The organism is Pseudomonas sp. PSPC2-3, from assembly GCF_049898265.1.
Classification (GTDB): domain Bacteria; phylum Pseudomonadota; class Gammaproteobacteria; order Pseudomonadales; family Pseudomonadaceae; genus Aquipseudomonas; species Aquipseudomonas veronii.
In genome coordinates this window covers 83,215-95,741 of the sequence record NZ_JAFCXJ010000013.1, presented here as the reverse complement: position 1 = coordinate 95,741, position 12,527 = coordinate 83,215, and the positions used below count along the sequence as shown (strand labels likewise).

20 protein-coding genes and 1 tRNA gene are annotated in these 12,527 nt (G+C 58.6%); 8 read left to right on the top strand and 13 right to left on the bottom strand.

All coding sequences use genetic code 11. The features are described 5' to 3' along the window. Positions 1-1,443 (bottom strand): NADP-dependent succinate-semialdehyde dehydrogenase, encoded by a 1,443-nt coding sequence (gabD, locus tag ACP7E3_RS27670; protein ID WP_046385078.1) that lies wholly within the window; start codon positions 1,441-1,443, stop codon positions 1-3. A 370-nt stretch (positions 1,444-1,813) separates the two neighbouring features. Here gabD and ACP7E3_RS27665 point away from each other — a divergent pair. After that, a tRNA-Arg gene (locus ACP7E3_RS27665) sits at positions 1,814-1,890 on the top strand. A gap of 171 nt (positions 1,891-2,061) precedes the next feature. On the opposite strand, the gene ACP7E3_RS27660 is transcribed toward ACP7E3_RS27665, so the two are convergent. Then, positions 2,062-2,679 (bottom strand): recombinase family protein, encoded by a 618-nt coding sequence (locus ACP7E3_RS27660; protein ID WP_056787742.1) that lies wholly within the window; start codon positions 2,677-2,679, stop codon positions 2,062-2,064. Between the two features lie 261 nt (positions 2,680-2,940). Between ACP7E3_RS27660 and ACP7E3_RS27655 the strand changes: the two genes are divergently transcribed. Next, entirely contained in the window at positions 2,941-3,501 is a 561-nt protein-coding gene (locus tag ACP7E3_RS27655; RefSeq protein WP_426125021.1) for a DUF4145 domain-containing protein, read from the top strand. 145 nt (positions 3,502-3,646) lie between these two features. Here the strand turns inward: ACP7E3_RS27655 and ACP7E3_RS27650 are convergent, their stop codons facing one another. The 8 genes from ACP7E3_RS27650 to ACP7E3_RS27615 form a co-directional block, all read right to left on the bottom strand. Next, positions 3,647-4,072 carry a hypothetical protein gene (locus ACP7E3_RS27650; protein WP_426125019.1) on the bottom strand — a complete coding sequence of 142 codons (426 nt, stop codon included), beginning with the start codon at positions 4,070-4,072 and terminating at the stop codon, positions 3,647-3,649. Between the two features lie 83 nt (positions 4,073-4,155). Further along, entirely contained in the window at positions 4,156-4,770 is a 615-nt protein-coding gene (locus ACP7E3_RS27645) for a tail assembly protein (protein ID WP_426125017.1), read from the bottom strand. A gap of 8 nt (positions 4,771-4,778) precedes the next feature. Continuing rightward, a complete protein-coding gene (locus ACP7E3_RS27640) occupies positions 4,779-5,123 on the bottom strand; it encodes a hypothetical protein (protein WP_426125015.1) in 345 nt (114 codons plus the stop codon). Continuing rightward, positions 5,120-5,323, bottom strand: a complete 204-nt coding sequence (locus ACP7E3_RS27635; protein WP_426125013.1) for a hypothetical protein — start codon at positions 5,321-5,323, stop codon at positions 5,120-5,122. Before ACP7E3_RS27635 ends, ACP7E3_RS27640 begins: the two co-directional genes overlap by 4 nt. Further along, entirely contained in the window at positions 5,320-5,766 is a 447-nt protein-coding gene (locus ACP7E3_RS27630) for a DUF5681 domain-containing protein (protein WP_426125011.1), read from the bottom strand. The genes ACP7E3_RS27635 and ACP7E3_RS27630 overlap by 4 nt, the downstream gene beginning before the upstream one ends. Before the next feature lie 3 nt (positions 5,767-5,769). After that, positions 5,770-6,555, bottom strand: coding sequence for a hypothetical protein (locus ACP7E3_RS27625; RefSeq protein WP_426125009.1), 786 nt, complete (start codon positions 6,553-6,555; stop codon positions 5,770-5,772). Between the two features lie 50 nt (positions 6,556-6,605). Further along, a complete protein-coding gene (locus ACP7E3_RS27620) occupies positions 6,606-7,439 on the bottom strand; it encodes a hypothetical protein (RefSeq protein WP_426125007.1) in 834 nt (277 codons plus the stop codon). A gap of 669 nt (positions 7,440-8,108) precedes the next feature. After that, entirely contained in the window at positions 8,109-8,561 is a 453-nt protein-coding gene (locus tag ACP7E3_RS27615) for a DUF2280 domain-containing protein (protein WP_426125005.1), read from the bottom strand. Between the two features lie 415 nt (positions 8,562-8,976). Here ACP7E3_RS27615 and ACP7E3_RS27610 point away from each other — a divergent pair, with 415 nt between their 5' ends. The 6 genes from ACP7E3_RS27610 (at position 8,977) to ACP7E3_RS27585 (ending at position 10,817) form a co-directional block, all read left to right on the top strand. Next, a complete protein-coding gene (locus tag ACP7E3_RS27610) occupies positions 8,977-9,180 on the top strand; it encodes a hypothetical protein (RefSeq protein WP_044267637.1) in 204 nt (67 codons plus the stop codon). A 217-nt stretch (positions 9,181-9,397) separates the two neighbouring features. Further along, positions 9,398-9,622: a hypothetical protein gene (locus ACP7E3_RS27605; protein WP_426125003.1), complete on the top strand. Its 225-nt coding sequence runs from the start codon at positions 9,398-9,400 to the stop codon at positions 9,620-9,622. A gap of 142 nt (positions 9,623-9,764) precedes the next feature. Then, a complete protein-coding gene (locus tag ACP7E3_RS27600; RefSeq protein ID WP_017529445.1) occupies positions 9,765-9,950 on the top strand; it encodes a hypothetical protein in 186 nt (61 codons plus the stop codon). Next, positions 9,947-10,234, top strand: a complete 288-nt coding sequence (locus ACP7E3_RS27595) for a hypothetical protein (RefSeq protein WP_426125001.1) — start codon at positions 9,947-9,949, stop codon at positions 10,232-10,234. The genes ACP7E3_RS27600 and ACP7E3_RS27595 overlap by 4 nt, the downstream gene beginning before the upstream one ends. Next, complete coding sequence (locus ACP7E3_RS27590) at positions 10,231-10,494, top strand: hypothetical protein (RefSeq protein ID WP_426124999.1); 264 nt, start codon at positions 10,231-10,233, stop codon at positions 10,492-10,494. The genes ACP7E3_RS27595 and ACP7E3_RS27590 overlap by 4 nt, the downstream gene beginning before the upstream one ends. Further along, complete coding sequence (locus tag ACP7E3_RS27585; protein ID WP_426124997.1) at positions 10,491-10,817, top strand: hypothetical protein; 327 nt, start codon at positions 10,491-10,493, stop codon at positions 10,815-10,817. Before ACP7E3_RS27590 ends, ACP7E3_RS27585 begins: the two co-directional genes overlap by 4 nt. Positions 10,818-10,913: 96 nt before the next feature. On the opposite strand, the gene ACP7E3_RS27580 is transcribed toward ACP7E3_RS27585, so the two are convergent. The 3 genes from ACP7E3_RS27580 to ACP7E3_RS27570 form a co-directional block, all read right to left on the bottom strand. Next, positions 10,914-11,765, bottom strand: a complete 852-nt coding sequence (locus ACP7E3_RS27580) for a hypothetical protein (RefSeq protein ID WP_426124995.1) — start codon at positions 11,763-11,765, stop codon at positions 10,914-10,916. 64 nt (positions 11,766-11,829) lie between these two features. Further along, entirely contained in the window at positions 11,830-12,066 is a 237-nt protein-coding gene (locus tag ACP7E3_RS27575; RefSeq protein ID WP_124304043.1) for a helix-turn-helix domain-containing protein, read from the bottom strand. A 118-nt stretch (positions 12,067-12,184) separates the two neighbouring features. Continuing rightward, entirely contained in the window at positions 12,185-12,385 is a 201-nt protein-coding gene (locus ACP7E3_RS27570; protein WP_305493713.1) for a helix-turn-helix domain-containing protein, read from the bottom strand. Positions 12,386-12,527 lie beyond the last annotated feature (142 nt).

Below are 12,527 nucleotides of genomic sequence, written 5' to 3'. Positions count from 1 at the left end.
TTAGATGCCCAGGCAGAGGTATTTGATTTCCAGGTAATCCTCGATCCCGTACTTGGAACCTTCACGGCCCAGGCCCGAAGCCTTGATACCGCCGAACGGCGCCACTTCGTTGGAGATCAACCCGGTGTTGACGCCGACCATGCCGTATTCCAGGGCTTCGGCCACACGGAACACACGGCTCAGGTCACGCGCATAGAAGTAGGACGCGAGGCCGAACTCGGTGTCGTTGGACATCGCGATCACTTCGGCTTCGTCCTTGAAACGGAACAGCGGCGCCAGTGGGCCGAAGGTTTCTTCCTTCGCCACAGCGGCATTTTTCGGCACGTTGGTCAGGATGGTCGGCTCGAAGAAGTTACCTTCCATGACCTTGCCGCCCGCCAGCAGCGTGGCGCCTTTGGCCAGCGCGTCCGCAATGTGTTCCTGGACCTTGGCCACGGCTTTGCCGTCGATCAGCGGGCCGGTGGTGGTGCCGTCTTCCAGACCGTTGCCGATCTTGAGCTTGGCCACCGCCACTTTGAGTTTTTCCGCGAACGCGTCGTACACCGCGTCTTGAACGTACAGACGGTTGGCGCAGACGCAGGTCTGGCCGTTGTTGCGGTACTTGGAGATGATCGCGCCTTCGACGGCCTTATCCAGGTCAGCGTCGTCGAACACGATGAACGGAGCGTTGCCGCCCAGCTCCAGGGACACTTTCTTGATGTCCTTGGCGCATTCGGCCATCAACTGGCGACCGATTTCGGTCGAGCCGGTGAAGGACAATTTACGCACGATCGGGTTGCTGGTCAGCTCGCTGCCGATATCGCCGGCGCTGCCGGAGACCACGCTGAACACGCCTTTCGGAATGCCGGCACGCTGCGCCAGTTCAGCCAGGGCGAACGCCGAGAACGGCGTTTGCGAGGCAGGCTTGAGCACCATGGTGCAACCGGCGGCCAGGGCCGGGCCGGCTTTACGCGTGATCATCGCGGCGGGGAAGTTCCACGGCGTGATCGCAGCGGTCACGCCGATCGGTTGCTTGATCACGATCAGACGCTTGTCCGGCTGGTGGCCGGGAATCACATCACCGTAGATGCGCTTGGCTTCTTCGGCGAACCACTCGATAAAGGAGGCGGCGTAGACAATTTCGCCCTTGGCTTCGGCCAGCGGCTTGCCCTGTTCCAGGGTCATCAGGCGCGCCAGGTCTTCCTGGTTCTCGATGATCAGCTCGAACCAGCGGCGCAGCTTGTTGGCGCGCTCCTTGGCGGTCAGCGCACGCCAGGCCGGCAGCGCTTTGTCCGCCGCTTCGATGGCGCGGCGGGTTTCAGCGGCGCCCATCTTCGGCACGGTGCCGAGAATCTCGCCCGTGGCGGGGTTGTTGACCTTGATGGTCTGACCGTTGTCCGCATCGACCCAAGCCCCATCGATAAAGGCTTGCTGGCGGAACAACTGGGCATCTTTAAGCTGCATGTCGGCTTTCCTTAACAGCACCGCGCGCGCGCGGAGCGAATTAGAGTTGTTGAAAGGCGCCTTTGGGGGCTGCCGTCAGGGAAATCAGCCCCTGCGTGCAAGCAAGTGGAGAGCGCACGGGAGACAGAGCGTTTGAAATCTCAAACGAATCCTAGGATCAAAGGGGGTACAGGGCAATAGGATGTTCGAAAAAAAGAACAAAAACCGCTTATTTGCCGGATTTATCAGATCAACGACCTCAAGCCCCGCACCCCACCACCGAGCCACAGCGCCCGACGCAAGGCCCCAACACAGACAATTCCCACCCGCCAGCAGCCAAAAACCAGCATGGACGCCCAAGGTCGACATGGGTATGATGTCGCCCGCACAAGCATCCGTAGCTCAGCTGGATAGAGTACTGCCCTCCGAAGGCAGGGGTCGTGGGTTCGAATCCCGCCGGGTGCACCACTGAATTCAAGGCTTACAGCCTATTACGCCCAGCAGCAGAAACCCCCGTGACAGCAGGGTGACAGCAGCAGGCGAATAAAAAGCCCCGCCGGGCGATGCTCTGGCGGGGCTTTTTTGTTTGCGGCCGGGTTCGATTCGATAACCCAGAAGTAACCGGCTGGGTTCTGCAGGTCAGGCGGTGGCCAGGTCTCTGATCCTAAGTACGGTGGTGGTGGAGCAGTTGGCGTGCCGGGCCGTCGCGCGAATGCCCAGGCCGGCGCCGAGTAGTTCGGTCACGCGCTTGTGCAGATCGGCGTCCACCGGGCGCCCCTGGTACTTGCCGGCGGCCTTGGCCTTCTCGATGCCCTGGGCCTGACGGTCGCGGCGCTGCTCGTAATCCTTGCGCGCGATCGCGGCCATCATTTCCACCAGCATTGAGTTGATGGCTCCCAGCATCCGCCCGGTGAACTCGTCGCCCTTGGTGTCCTGCATTCCCTGGTGACTGGTAGGCAGGTCGAGCGCGACGATGCGCAGCCCCTTGGAGTCGATCGCGGCCTTGAGCTTTTGCCAATCCTCCACCGGGAGACGGGATAGCCGGTCAATGGATTCCACCAGCAGCACGTCACCCTTGCGCGCATCTTTCAGCAGACGCAGCAGTTCCGGCCGGTCGGCGGTGGCGCCGCTGGCGTTCTCCAAGTACACGCTGGCGATGACCTTGTTATGGTCGCTGGCGAACTGCTCGAGCGAGGCGCGGGCGCGGCCGGCGTCTTGCTCTTCGGTGGATGCTCGGAGGTATGCGCGGATGAACATGATGGGTGCCTGTATCAGTTAGGGCGTTCTACTAATACTGTTGCACTTTGGATGTTACTTATCAAGCGAAAAGCCCGAGTAAGGCAAAATAAGCCTGTATCTGGATAGGCATACCCAATAAACGTGTAGTCTCAAGAATCTTGCCATCACCCAGAGAGAAAGCTTTTGGCTCCTAAATTTATTGCCCCTGGCTACAAGCTTGAAGCGTTTACTTGCCTTCATCCCGATTGCTCGACTATCGCAACAATGGAGTGGTCGTCTATGAGCGGGTATCAGGACGGCGGGCATCTCACTTTCCCCTTTCTAGTGTGCAGGTGCAGTCACTGCAAAAAAGACAGCTTATGGGCGGAAAGGAGGGTTGGGCCCGGCTTTTTAATTTTCCCGCCAACTCTCCCTGCGGTAGAGGCGCATGAGGCGCTACCGGAAGACTGCAGGCTTGACTTTGAAGAGGCCCGTGCAATTTGTGAACTGTCTCCTCGCGGCGCGGCGGCAATACTCCGGCTGTGCCTACAAAAGCTCTTGAGACACCTTGGTGGAAGCGGTGATCATATCGACACCGACATTAAACTCCTGGTCTCGCAGGGGCTGGATTCTCATATTCAGCAGGCTTTGGATGTTATTCGAGTAACCGGAAATAACGCTGTCCACCCCTTGGAAATGAATCTTGAGGACGACCATGACAGCGTGACGGTTCTGTTTGAAATGATTAATTTCATCGTCGAGGAGCGCATCAGTCGGCCTCTCAGGACGCAGGATCGATTCGCTAACCTTCCCGAGAAAGCACGTTTGGCAATCGAGAAGCGGGATAAGCCGAAGGCTTAGATGCGAGCAAGTTCGCGCGCATTAGATATCACGAAATTGTGGGACATCTCGGATGGCTCAAATCCGAGCCATCGCCGGGCGAGTGGTGGAAACGCCACAGCGTGTAGGTTTCAACACACTGTGTTGTTTTCGACACGGTGGCGGTTCAAAGAGTGGTCGGTAGGATGTCTACGTCTGCTTCGCTGCTGATGAAGGCACGGTAATTTTTCACCTGGCCAGCGCCGAGAGAAACCTCTCGCTCCCGACGATCCGCGGCGGTACCACAGAGGCCTCCACCGATCACACCGGCGCCCAGCACGATGTTGCCGGCCGGGATCTTGAAGGTGGCCTTCTCCTTGGTCGCCAGCCTGGCCACCAGCTTGCCGTCGACATAGATCCCCATGTCACAACCCGAACTGACAAAGCCGGAATCTCTCACCACAGTGAGTGTGGCGTAGGGCGTAGCGGGGAGCGTCTGATACGAATAAACGCTGCTGGCACTGGCCTGCTTTGCTTGATCGACAGGGACGGCAGATGTCGAGCAGCCCACCAGCAAGGCGGTTAATACGAGAGGGGCAATTGTCCTTTGCATGGGGTTCTTCTCCGTAAAATGAGGAATGTACCATTCCCGGGTTGAAGCCGCCTTAAGGGCGGCTTCGGTGCTTCAGGTATTGGCTACATCTGGTCTTCGGCGTAGATCGCGGCACTGATGATCGCGCCTCCTACCCGCCGCTTGCCGTAGCAGAGCGGTACCGGGTTACCGGATGCCGTGGTGTTCTTGGCGCTACCGAAGGCGTAGCCAGGTGTGTTCTCTGGTGCCGCGCTGGTCTTTAGGCCGCCGGCCTGGGGGCTGAGCATTTGGATAACGCCGCCGATGGCCACAACCGCTCCCATCTTCATCATCGGTACGCCCACGGCACCGCCACCCATTGCTGTTACGACCGCACCCACAACGATTAGCACGGCGCCGACTATCGTCTGCAATGATCCGGCACGCTTACTCCCCGTAATCACCGGGACAATCCGAATTTCTCTATTCCCGCCCAGGCCAAGTTCATCTTCGCCGACATTCCTCCTATTGCGAAAAATAGCGAATTCAAGCCCTTTGGATTTGGCCCTGCACAGATCGTCGGCGAACCCGGGGTGGTTTACATCTATGGCCCTCACCGACTCTCGAACATCTCCATGACTGGAAAGGACAAAGGTATGCTTTCGCCCGTATTTCTTTGCAAGTGACCCGCCCAAAAAGATAGTGGTCCGCGGCGAATAATCGATTGCTGTAGCGGCCATGAGGCCTCCTATGGATTGGTCGAAGGAGCTGGAAGCCCAAGGCGGATGGCGAGCACTGCGCGCGACATACGCGCCTGATCGATGGTCAATTGCTCCTGGCGCGGGTCGTAGTTCCATACCCGGTTGTGAATCGTCTCGCTGGCCCGGGCGCCGCGGAATGTTCCTCTTAGCAGATCGGCCGAAACCCTGGCCTCTTCCTCGGTGAAGAAGGGGCCGTCGATGGTCACTTGCTGCCCACCACTGACGTGCTGTACCTCCCACACCGTGTAACCAGCCTCTGGCCCCTGGATCAGCTCGTAGGGTTTGAATTTCTGTGTGCTGCAGGCCTCTGTGAAGCGCTCTTGAAAAGTCACTTGCTGGTGCTCCGGATCGTTGGTGCGGTCGTTTTTTCGTCAAAAACGGCACTGAGTGTGTCTTCTTTGCGGGCCTCGCCTCCGCCGGCGGCCTCCGCGACTAGCTCATCCATAAGGTCACTGATTGCGCGCACGTCCCTGTTGAATTGGGTGGTCCCGGTCTGCTGGCGCAGCTTGGCCACCTGGCTACGGATGCTCATCGCTGCATACCCTCCATCTGCTGGCGGAGCTCTTCGACGGCCTTCTGTAGCTCCGCTACCTCGATCACTCGCGCGACGGCGCCCAGGCCCTCAATGAGAGAGCGGCCTTGATCGGGAGGAAGGTTGCCGGCCGCCACCGCCCGCAAGATCGACTTGGCGGCGCTGGGCAGGTCGGTGTCGTCAAGGTCGAAGCTGACCACCTCGGCGGTGGCCTTCACTGGCGGTACCAGTCGCTCAAGGATCAGGCGGCACGCCTGCATATCGCCCTTCTTGGCGGCGGCCAGGATCTTTTTCGTTACTGCGTCGGCACCCGCCGCGAGCTTCTCCCGGATGGCCTGGGTTTGGCCTGAGCGCCCCCCCGGGTTGCCGGAATGGCCGGGTGCGAATCTCCCCCCGGCAACTCGGCCCGGCACCGCCTCTGCTGGTGGCAACGGCTTGGCCAATGATTAAGCCCCTTCGCCTTGGATCTGCTTTTTGAGCGCTTCGTCCGCAGCGTCCTCTTCTTGCTTGAGCCGCTCCAGGCGGTCCTGGATGCGCTCAATGGTCGACTCAGCAGGGCCTTGCACAAGCTCCTTTGCAGCTTCTCCAGCCGCATCAACACGGTCGTCGAGACTGATCCCAGCGTCGGCGCTGATCAGGCCGAAGGCTGTCTTGAGCGCGTCTTGTGCGGCGTCTGCTGCTTCGGTCAGGTCGGCGATCTCTTGCGCTTCACGGGGATTGGCGCGTACCAGGGCCTCCTTGGTGATTCGGGCGTACCACTCGCTACTGACGCCGCTCAGTTCGCGAGGCAGGCGAAGTGCGGCATCCACGTAAGCCTTGTCAGTGCCAGCCAGAAGTGTGGCGTTGCGCTCTGCTGGCTCCATGGCGCGCAACTGAGCAGCCAAGGCCAGGTCGATTTGGACGGCGACAGGGTCGTTATCCCGGTACGGTTTAACGGCGGTCAACTTGTCGGCGCGCTCTTTGACCTTTTCCTTGTACTTCTGAAAGTCGCGCTGCAACTGCCCCAGGAAGTACAGCCGATCCTTCGCGGTTGCGCGGATGTCTTCCTGCTTCGCACTATCTGAGCGGCGGTCGTCGTTGATGATGCCCATAGCCGCGATCTGCAGGCCATCGACGTGATTTCGGGCCTCGCGAGCGACTGCGTACAGGTCTGCAAATGGGCCGGTTTCGGGGAATTTCCACATCCCTACAAGGCGGCTTTTACCACCAGATTCAGCGCGAAGTGTTTTCATTTGGGTTTGTCTCTCTAATTGAGGTGGCGGGCTTTGCGCCCGAGTGGAGGCTAGGCCGCTTCGGATTTATCAGGAGATGCTTTTGCGGTGGTGCGAGTGGGCATTTTCGCAAGCCATTCGCGAAGCGCTTCGGAGCCTTCGCAGCCCGATCGCCACTTCTCAAAGCGACCGGTGTACCCATTCGAATTGGCGACCATACCGCTCAGTGCGACACCGGCATTGGAGGCGGTGGCCAGCACGTCATCGTAGATCGCCAGCATCTGCTTGAGCCCTTCGATGTCTTCGGCGCGCGAGGCGGCAATGCCTGCGCGCGAAAGGCTGTCAGCCGCCTCTGGCGATAGCCCGGAGAGCATTGGGTTTGCCCTGAGCACCGCCTCTACAACGTCGGGGTGACTGCCTGCGCGTGCCTCCGCGACTAGTCGCTGGCGCTCTTCCGGCTTAAGGCTCCGCACGATGGCTCGTAGCTCCTGATCAGCCAGGAAGCCAACAACGTCCGAGCTTGCGCGAGGCGTGACCGGAGCAAAGCCGTTGACCACTGTTTGGGCCAGCGTCAGCATATCCTTTGCCGCCTTTTCCATAGCCGGCATCAAGGCAGGAACGATCCCGTCAATCTGCTCCTTGCCCTTGCGCTCGATGGCCGCGGCGTTCAGGTCTTTATTTCCGCGAATCGAGAGAATTTCTTCTCCAAGGTCCTTGAAAGTCTCCAGCGCCAAGCCCTGCAAATGGCGAACCGACTTCAGCAAGCCGCCGGCCTGCCAGGTGCCTTTCGTGCCATCGGATCGCCGAATATTGAATGTTCGGGCCTCTACCTGAGAGTGCTCGTATTCGGAGTAATGGAGGTTGGCCAAGCCAACTTTGAGGACGGAGCGTTTGCCGATTTTCATTGAGTTACCTTTGATGTGTGGGCCGATTAAGCGGCGTCGACGTGAAGCGGGCGGTTCTCAACAAGCGCGATCAGCAGAGCGCTTGCCTGGACGCTTCCTTGTTCGGCGGCCGAACGTAGGCGGCCCCACGCGGCATTGATTTCGGCGCGGGTGGGTTTGGTTTGTGGGCCACGGGGTTTGGTAGTGCTGGCGCTGACTGACATGATCAATCCTCTGTGAGCTGTTGAAAGCCTTGCAAAGCTCACATTAGGCAGTATCTGGCCGCATATCCAGTGCTTTTAGGGTGCACCTCAGGTGCTACACAGAACGGGATTGAATGGGACTGAAATAGTTGGTTTTGGCAGGATTGGAGAGGGGGATTTTGTTGCATTAAGTCGGCATCAGCCAAAATGATACAGGGCCGGGTTTCCGGCTCAGTCCGAACTCAGATTGAGGATGGAGCGGGGAGGGCTGACATCCCATTTCGGTAGGTCAGGCTCTCGCGCCACGTTTTGCAAGATATGAAAACGTGGCGCGGATTTGATGTGTCCAGATTTGGACGCATCTCGGTATTCGCTGATCGGTCGTCGAGCAGTCGTCGAATGGTCGTCGATTTGTGTTCATCCCCCATTGGGGTTGGGCTTTCATGGGGTGTTTCCCCAATGGGGGAATACCTGCTCCGACCTGCTGTCAGGCGTCCTTGTGCGGCGCCAGGACGAATTCAACCTCAACACGGCCGGCTGGCTCGGATTTTTCCGCGTCGGTCCTGGCCCTGCGACTGGTGTAGATGTCGCCACACTCTTTGGCAGCCTGCTCCAGTAGCTTCATGGCCATCACAATGTGTCCGCGCGCCTCGGCCTCTTCATGCATCCGCCCAAGCGCACGCAACCTCATGGACCGGTTAGCGATCGGCTCCTTGACCACCTCAGACCTGAAACCGTTCCTGGTGTCTTCAAACAGCGTCACCCAGCGCTTTGCCAGGCCCTTGCTGCTCTTGCGGGTTGGGTCGTGGGCTTCGACGTGCTGCCGCGACACGACCACGCCGAAACCCTCCATGACGGCCGTTGCGACCTGTGAGGGTGAGTCGAAGCACGCCAGGGACTGGACGATAAAGGCTTTGATTTCGTTGTTAAGCGCGGCCATGGGCTGGAATCTGTCTAGGGTCTGTCAAGAATCCTCATGGTTGCCCAGGCGGCGCGCAAAGGCAATGCCGGTGAGCGCACGTTAGATAACGGTGAAGTAACGTTAGAAGCGTTACCTGGATCTGTCGGGATATCCGACACTTCTGGCTCCTCACTTTTGAGGAGTCGCCGTTTTTGGATCGTCCTGCAGTCAGACGATACGGTCCGACTCGGCCCAAACGGTCTGTCACGCAACGCTGGGGCTGAGTACCGAGAAAATCGGAACCACCCCCGATCTGCCAGATAGACCAAACCGTCTCACTGAGACCAAATCGTCACACGGCGAGATAATTCACTGCATTTTTGCGTGTATGTAGAGTTTTCACCTGGCACTGCGTCGAGATACCCTGAGAAGTCAGGATATCTCTGGAGCCCCTATGTCAGTCATCGATTGCGATTACCTGCCAGACCCATCCAAGACCACGTTCCCGCCAGAACTGGCGCTGCTGATCGTGCGCAAGGCTGCATCCATGGCCGAGGCGTTCGAACAGCAGGCCCTGGACCAACTGACCAAGGACGCTATCTCAGCAATATCCGCCGGTGCTGATCCGCGCCAGGTCATCCGGCAGATGCGGTTGTAACTTCCCCCAGTGGGGAGTGTCGTTTCCAGGAACGAACCCCTTTTACGACTTGCTCGCGAAACTACCGGCATTACGGTAGATGCCACGCAAACCCGTGTTATCTCGGCTAGGCAGATCCCCCAGATTTGGGGGCTGCAATTATTTTGCACACACCCATTGCGTAACTAGTAACGCTGGTATATCTTTACCCCATCGTAACTAGTAACAGGGAGGCAAGATGACAGACGAAGCCAAACCCCCGCGGTCAGCAGCAGCCAGGCAGCGGGACTACAAAGAACGCCAGCGGGCGGCCGGCTACAAGCTGACAGCAGTGTGGATTCACGAAGAGACGGAGCAGGAGGGCAAGCAGGCGGCACGCGACGGGAAGCCACTCAAGCCGATGGAGTCGAAAGACCCCTTGAGCTGGGCGGCGGGTTGGATCAGCGAGAAGGGTAAGCAGTAACTGGCGGAATGTTTCGCCGATTGATCGGCTGAGAAATTAGCCGATCGATTGGCAAAGGATTTTGCCGATCTTGAAGAGGTGCCAACCCGGTGTGCAACCACCGGGCCGGCTATCACACGACGCAACTTCAAAGGTAATCGTCATGCAATTTAAACAGAATACCATCCAAATTCTGGATGCGCGCGGCCAGATCATCGCCACCATGGCGCTGCCGGCCAACATCAAGCTCACTGAGCTGGCCCCGTTGAAGATCCTGGGCGACATCAGCTTCAAGGTTCTGCCGGGCGCCGCCCCATCACGCGGGATCTGCTTAGGGGGTGTCGTATGAGCAACCTCCCGGCTGTTTTGGTGCTTGAAGGCGAGGTCGTGCGCGACGTGTTCATCAGCTCCGAAGAAATGGCGCGTATGAATAAGGCTCGCGCCACTTTCAAAGAACTGCACGCAATACTCATGGGTCATGTGATCCCGGCACTTGGCGGTTTCGATAACCCGGTCGCCACTGAGATCGAGCGCCGTCTCGAAACTATCACTTTTGCCAGCCGTAACTTCCTCTACCCGTATCGTTACTCTGGCGCTGCGCACGATGCTGTAAGTGTTGGGGGTGACCTATGAGCGTCCAGGCCCGCACCATCCAAGAAGTTGCACATGACGCGTTGGAGGACCTAGAAGTCGCCCAGATCGCCCTACGCCAGGTCGAGGCCGTCCTCTACGCCGCATTGGCGGATAAGGGTATCAGTCAGCACGTCCGCAACTTGGTAGACGTCGCTTGGAAATTGGCCGCCGACGGCGCCAACACCGCCGACTGCAACCGCGAGGAAATCACGGCCGCGCTGGCCGGGTGTGCCGCCTTGGGCGCTGGGGGTGCCGAATGAACACGCCAATCAAAACCCGCGAGGACCTTAGTTTCACAATGCGCGATCCAGAAGGTCGACTGATCAACTGGCCTCGGAACAATCCAGGTGTCGCGGCGGACTGGCAGAAGGGAATCGATTTCTTTGACGTGGAGGTCGCAACGCTGGCTGCGCACGATGAAACCGAGGCGTTCCACGCGATTCAATTTGCACTCATCGGGATGGGAGGGCGATCGACAATGCTGGAGATCGGATTCATTGATCGCGTGACCAAGGCGGCGATGATTGGGCTCAGGGCGATGCGCGAAGGCGCACTGCAGTTCGCTCCCACAGACGACGACTGAAACAACGAAACTTTCGCGGTATCGAGGGCACTACCCCGTCACAGGGTGGTGCCCTTTTTCATTGGCGGGCGGGTGCTGCCATCTCAGCACAGTGGATCAGGTGGAGCCGTATGCCTCCAACCACTCATCCACGCTCTGGTCCTGTGGTGGCTTAGGGGTGTGTATAGGGGAGTAAGTGATTACCTTGTTATCGTCCTTTCTTGTTAACTTGTTTTCGTGGTTTGAATCACACGTAGTTGAAATCGGCTGTAGCCCACGTACTGCCTGGGCTGTAGCGGTTTCCTTGTGTCCTGACCTTGTGCCCTCATTGTGCCCTAGTTGTGCCTCAGTTGTGCCCAAGTTGTGCCCTAGAACTGCGCGGCGCACCTGGTCTTCGGTGATGGTCACAGGTTGGAGCGACTGCACATTAATCCGATCCTTCCTCACCTCCCCGGCCAGCAAGATGCTGGACAGCTTTCCCATGCATTTGTGGAATCGCTGCATCCGCTCAGGAAGTGGTAGACCGGTGCCCCGCCAGAACTTGTAAAACTGACTTCGCTCTCCGACACGGAACTCACCGGCCGGAAGAGGTGCGCCAGCTTTGCCACCGATCGTTGTGCGCTTGCGGGTCAGTTCCACATTGAAAATGGCGTAGGCAGTTTCGCCAGTCAGTACCGATGTGAAGCGCAGGGTCACGCCGGCCGATTTGTGCTGTCCGTACCGGCCCGCGCTATAGCCTTCATACCTGAATGCATCGACTCCAATTGCCACCAATACCGATCGGCAAATCTCCCGTTCTTTTTGATCCAGCCATTCAGCGGGCACAGGCTTGCCGCTCGCCGGTTGAATGACGAGCTGCCCACGCTCAATGCTCACCGCGTCACCGCGGTTAAGTAGTTTTGTCGCTAGGCATTCCACTGAATCGACCTCAGCGTAATTCGGCTGGATTACCAGCGGGCCGAAGCCCATCGGCATCTCGCAGGCAGGCGCAAGGGGTCGCCTCAAAACTGAGGAGACCCCTGCGAACTCTGGATTACGACGCTTCGCGCATCAGGATGTACTTGGCGACGCGGTGAGGTGGGCGGCCTGGCTCGGTGGACTGGTGCGTCCAGAAGGTTCGGATTTCGTGCCCCTTCTTCCTGAGTCGGCGAATGGTGTTTGGTGGCTGGACTATATCCAGGTCCTTGGCGGCTTCGATGGTAGATACCGGCCCGTTTCGCAGGGCCTCCATCATCTTGCGGTCTTGCTCAGTTGAAGAATGGCGTGTCATAGTTTGCCCTTCACGTTGGTGCTACCCAGTGTGTTTTTGCCAAGGCGGTGCTCGAACACCGTCTTGGCAACCTCTCGCGCAGTCCTGCGCAATTCCTGCCCCTTGTTCTTTGTGCCCTTCACCGTGCGCCGGCCTGCGCTGCGCGCTCGATCCATGCCTTGAGCTCTGCCATCAAGATCAGGCGGCGCTTGCCGAGCTTGAATGCCTTGAGTTCGCCTTGAGCAATGACCTCATAGATTCCCGACCGAGAGTGCCCGACCAGGCGGGCGGCTTCTTCGACGCTGACCGAAAGAGGGGGAATGGTTGCAATTTGCGACATAGATTTTCTCCTCCTGGCATTAAGGAGTTTTGCCAGATGATGAAAGGCTACCTATGGAAATGCTGCACGTCAAATTATGTGCAGTAATATTCGGATTGAACAGGACTCATCAAGGCGTATACTTCGCGGCAAGGAGAACCTG

Excerpts from the sequence above, each read along its gene's own strand:
- gabD (WP_046385078.1), bottom strand. The coding sequence starts at position 1,443 with ATGCAGCTTAAAGATGCCCAGTTGTTCCGCCAGCAAGCCTTTATCGAT.
- ACP7E3_RS27660 (WP_056787742.1), bottom strand. The coding sequence starts at position 2,679 with ATGTTCATCCGCGCATACCTCCGAGCATCCACCGAAGAGCAAGACGCC.
- ACP7E3_RS27655 (WP_426125021.1), top strand. The coding sequence starts at position 2,941 with ATGAGCGGGTATCAGGACGGCGGGCATCTCACTTTCCCCTTTCTAGTG.
- ACP7E3_RS27650 (WP_426125019.1), bottom strand. The coding sequence starts at position 4,072 with ATGCAAAGGACAATTGCCCCTCTCGTATTAACCGCCTTGCTGGTGGGC.
- ACP7E3_RS27645 (WP_426125017.1), bottom strand. The coding sequence starts at position 4,770 with ATGGCCGCTACAGCAATCGATTATTCGCCGCGGACCACTATCTTTTTG.
- ACP7E3_RS27635 (WP_426125013.1), bottom strand. The coding sequence starts at position 5,323 with ATGAGCATCCGTAGCCAGGTGGCCAAGCTGCGCCAGCAGACCGGGACC.
- ACP7E3_RS27625 (WP_426125009.1), bottom strand. The coding sequence starts at position 6,555 with ATGAAAACACTTCGCGCTGAATCTGGTGGTAAAAGCCGCCTTGTAGGG.
- ACP7E3_RS27620 (WP_426125007.1), bottom strand. The coding sequence starts at position 7,439 with ATGAAAATCGGCAAACGCTCCGTCCTCAAAGTTGGCTTGGCCAACCTC.
- ACP7E3_RS27615 (WP_426125005.1), bottom strand. The coding sequence starts at position 8,561 with ATGGCCGCGCTTAACAACGAAATCAAAGCCTTTATCGTCCAGTCCCTG.
- ACP7E3_RS27610 (WP_044267637.1), top strand. The coding sequence starts at position 8,977 with ATGTCAGTCATCGATTGCGATTACCTGCCAGACCCATCCAAGACCACG.
- ACP7E3_RS27605 (WP_426125003.1), top strand. The coding sequence starts at position 9,398 with ATGACAGACGAAGCCAAACCCCCGCGGTCAGCAGCAGCCAGGCAGCGG.
- ACP7E3_RS27600 (WP_017529445.1), top strand. The coding sequence starts at position 9,765 with ATGCAATTTAAACAGAATACCATCCAAATTCTGGATGCGCGCGGCCAG.
- ACP7E3_RS27595 (WP_426125001.1), top strand. The coding sequence starts at position 9,947 with ATGAGCAACCTCCCGGCTGTTTTGGTGCTTGAAGGCGAGGTCGTGCGC.
- ACP7E3_RS27590 (WP_426124999.1), top strand. The coding sequence starts at position 10,231 with ATGAGCGTCCAGGCCCGCACCATCCAAGAAGTTGCACATGACGCGTTG.
- ACP7E3_RS27585 (WP_426124997.1), top strand. The coding sequence starts at position 10,491 with ATGAACACGCCAATCAAAACCCGCGAGGACCTTAGTTTCACAATGCGC.
- ACP7E3_RS27580 (WP_426124995.1), bottom strand. The coding sequence starts at position 11,765 with ATGGGCTTCGGCCCGCTGGTAATCCAGCCGAATTACGCTGAGGTCGAT.
- ACP7E3_RS27575 (WP_124304043.1), bottom strand. The coding sequence starts at position 12,066 with ATGACACGCCATTCTTCAACTGAGCAAGACCGCAAGATGATGGAGGCC.
- ACP7E3_RS27570 (WP_305493713.1), bottom strand. The coding sequence starts at position 12,385 with ATGTCGCAAATTGCAACCATTCCCCCTCTTTCGGTCAGCGTCGAAGAA.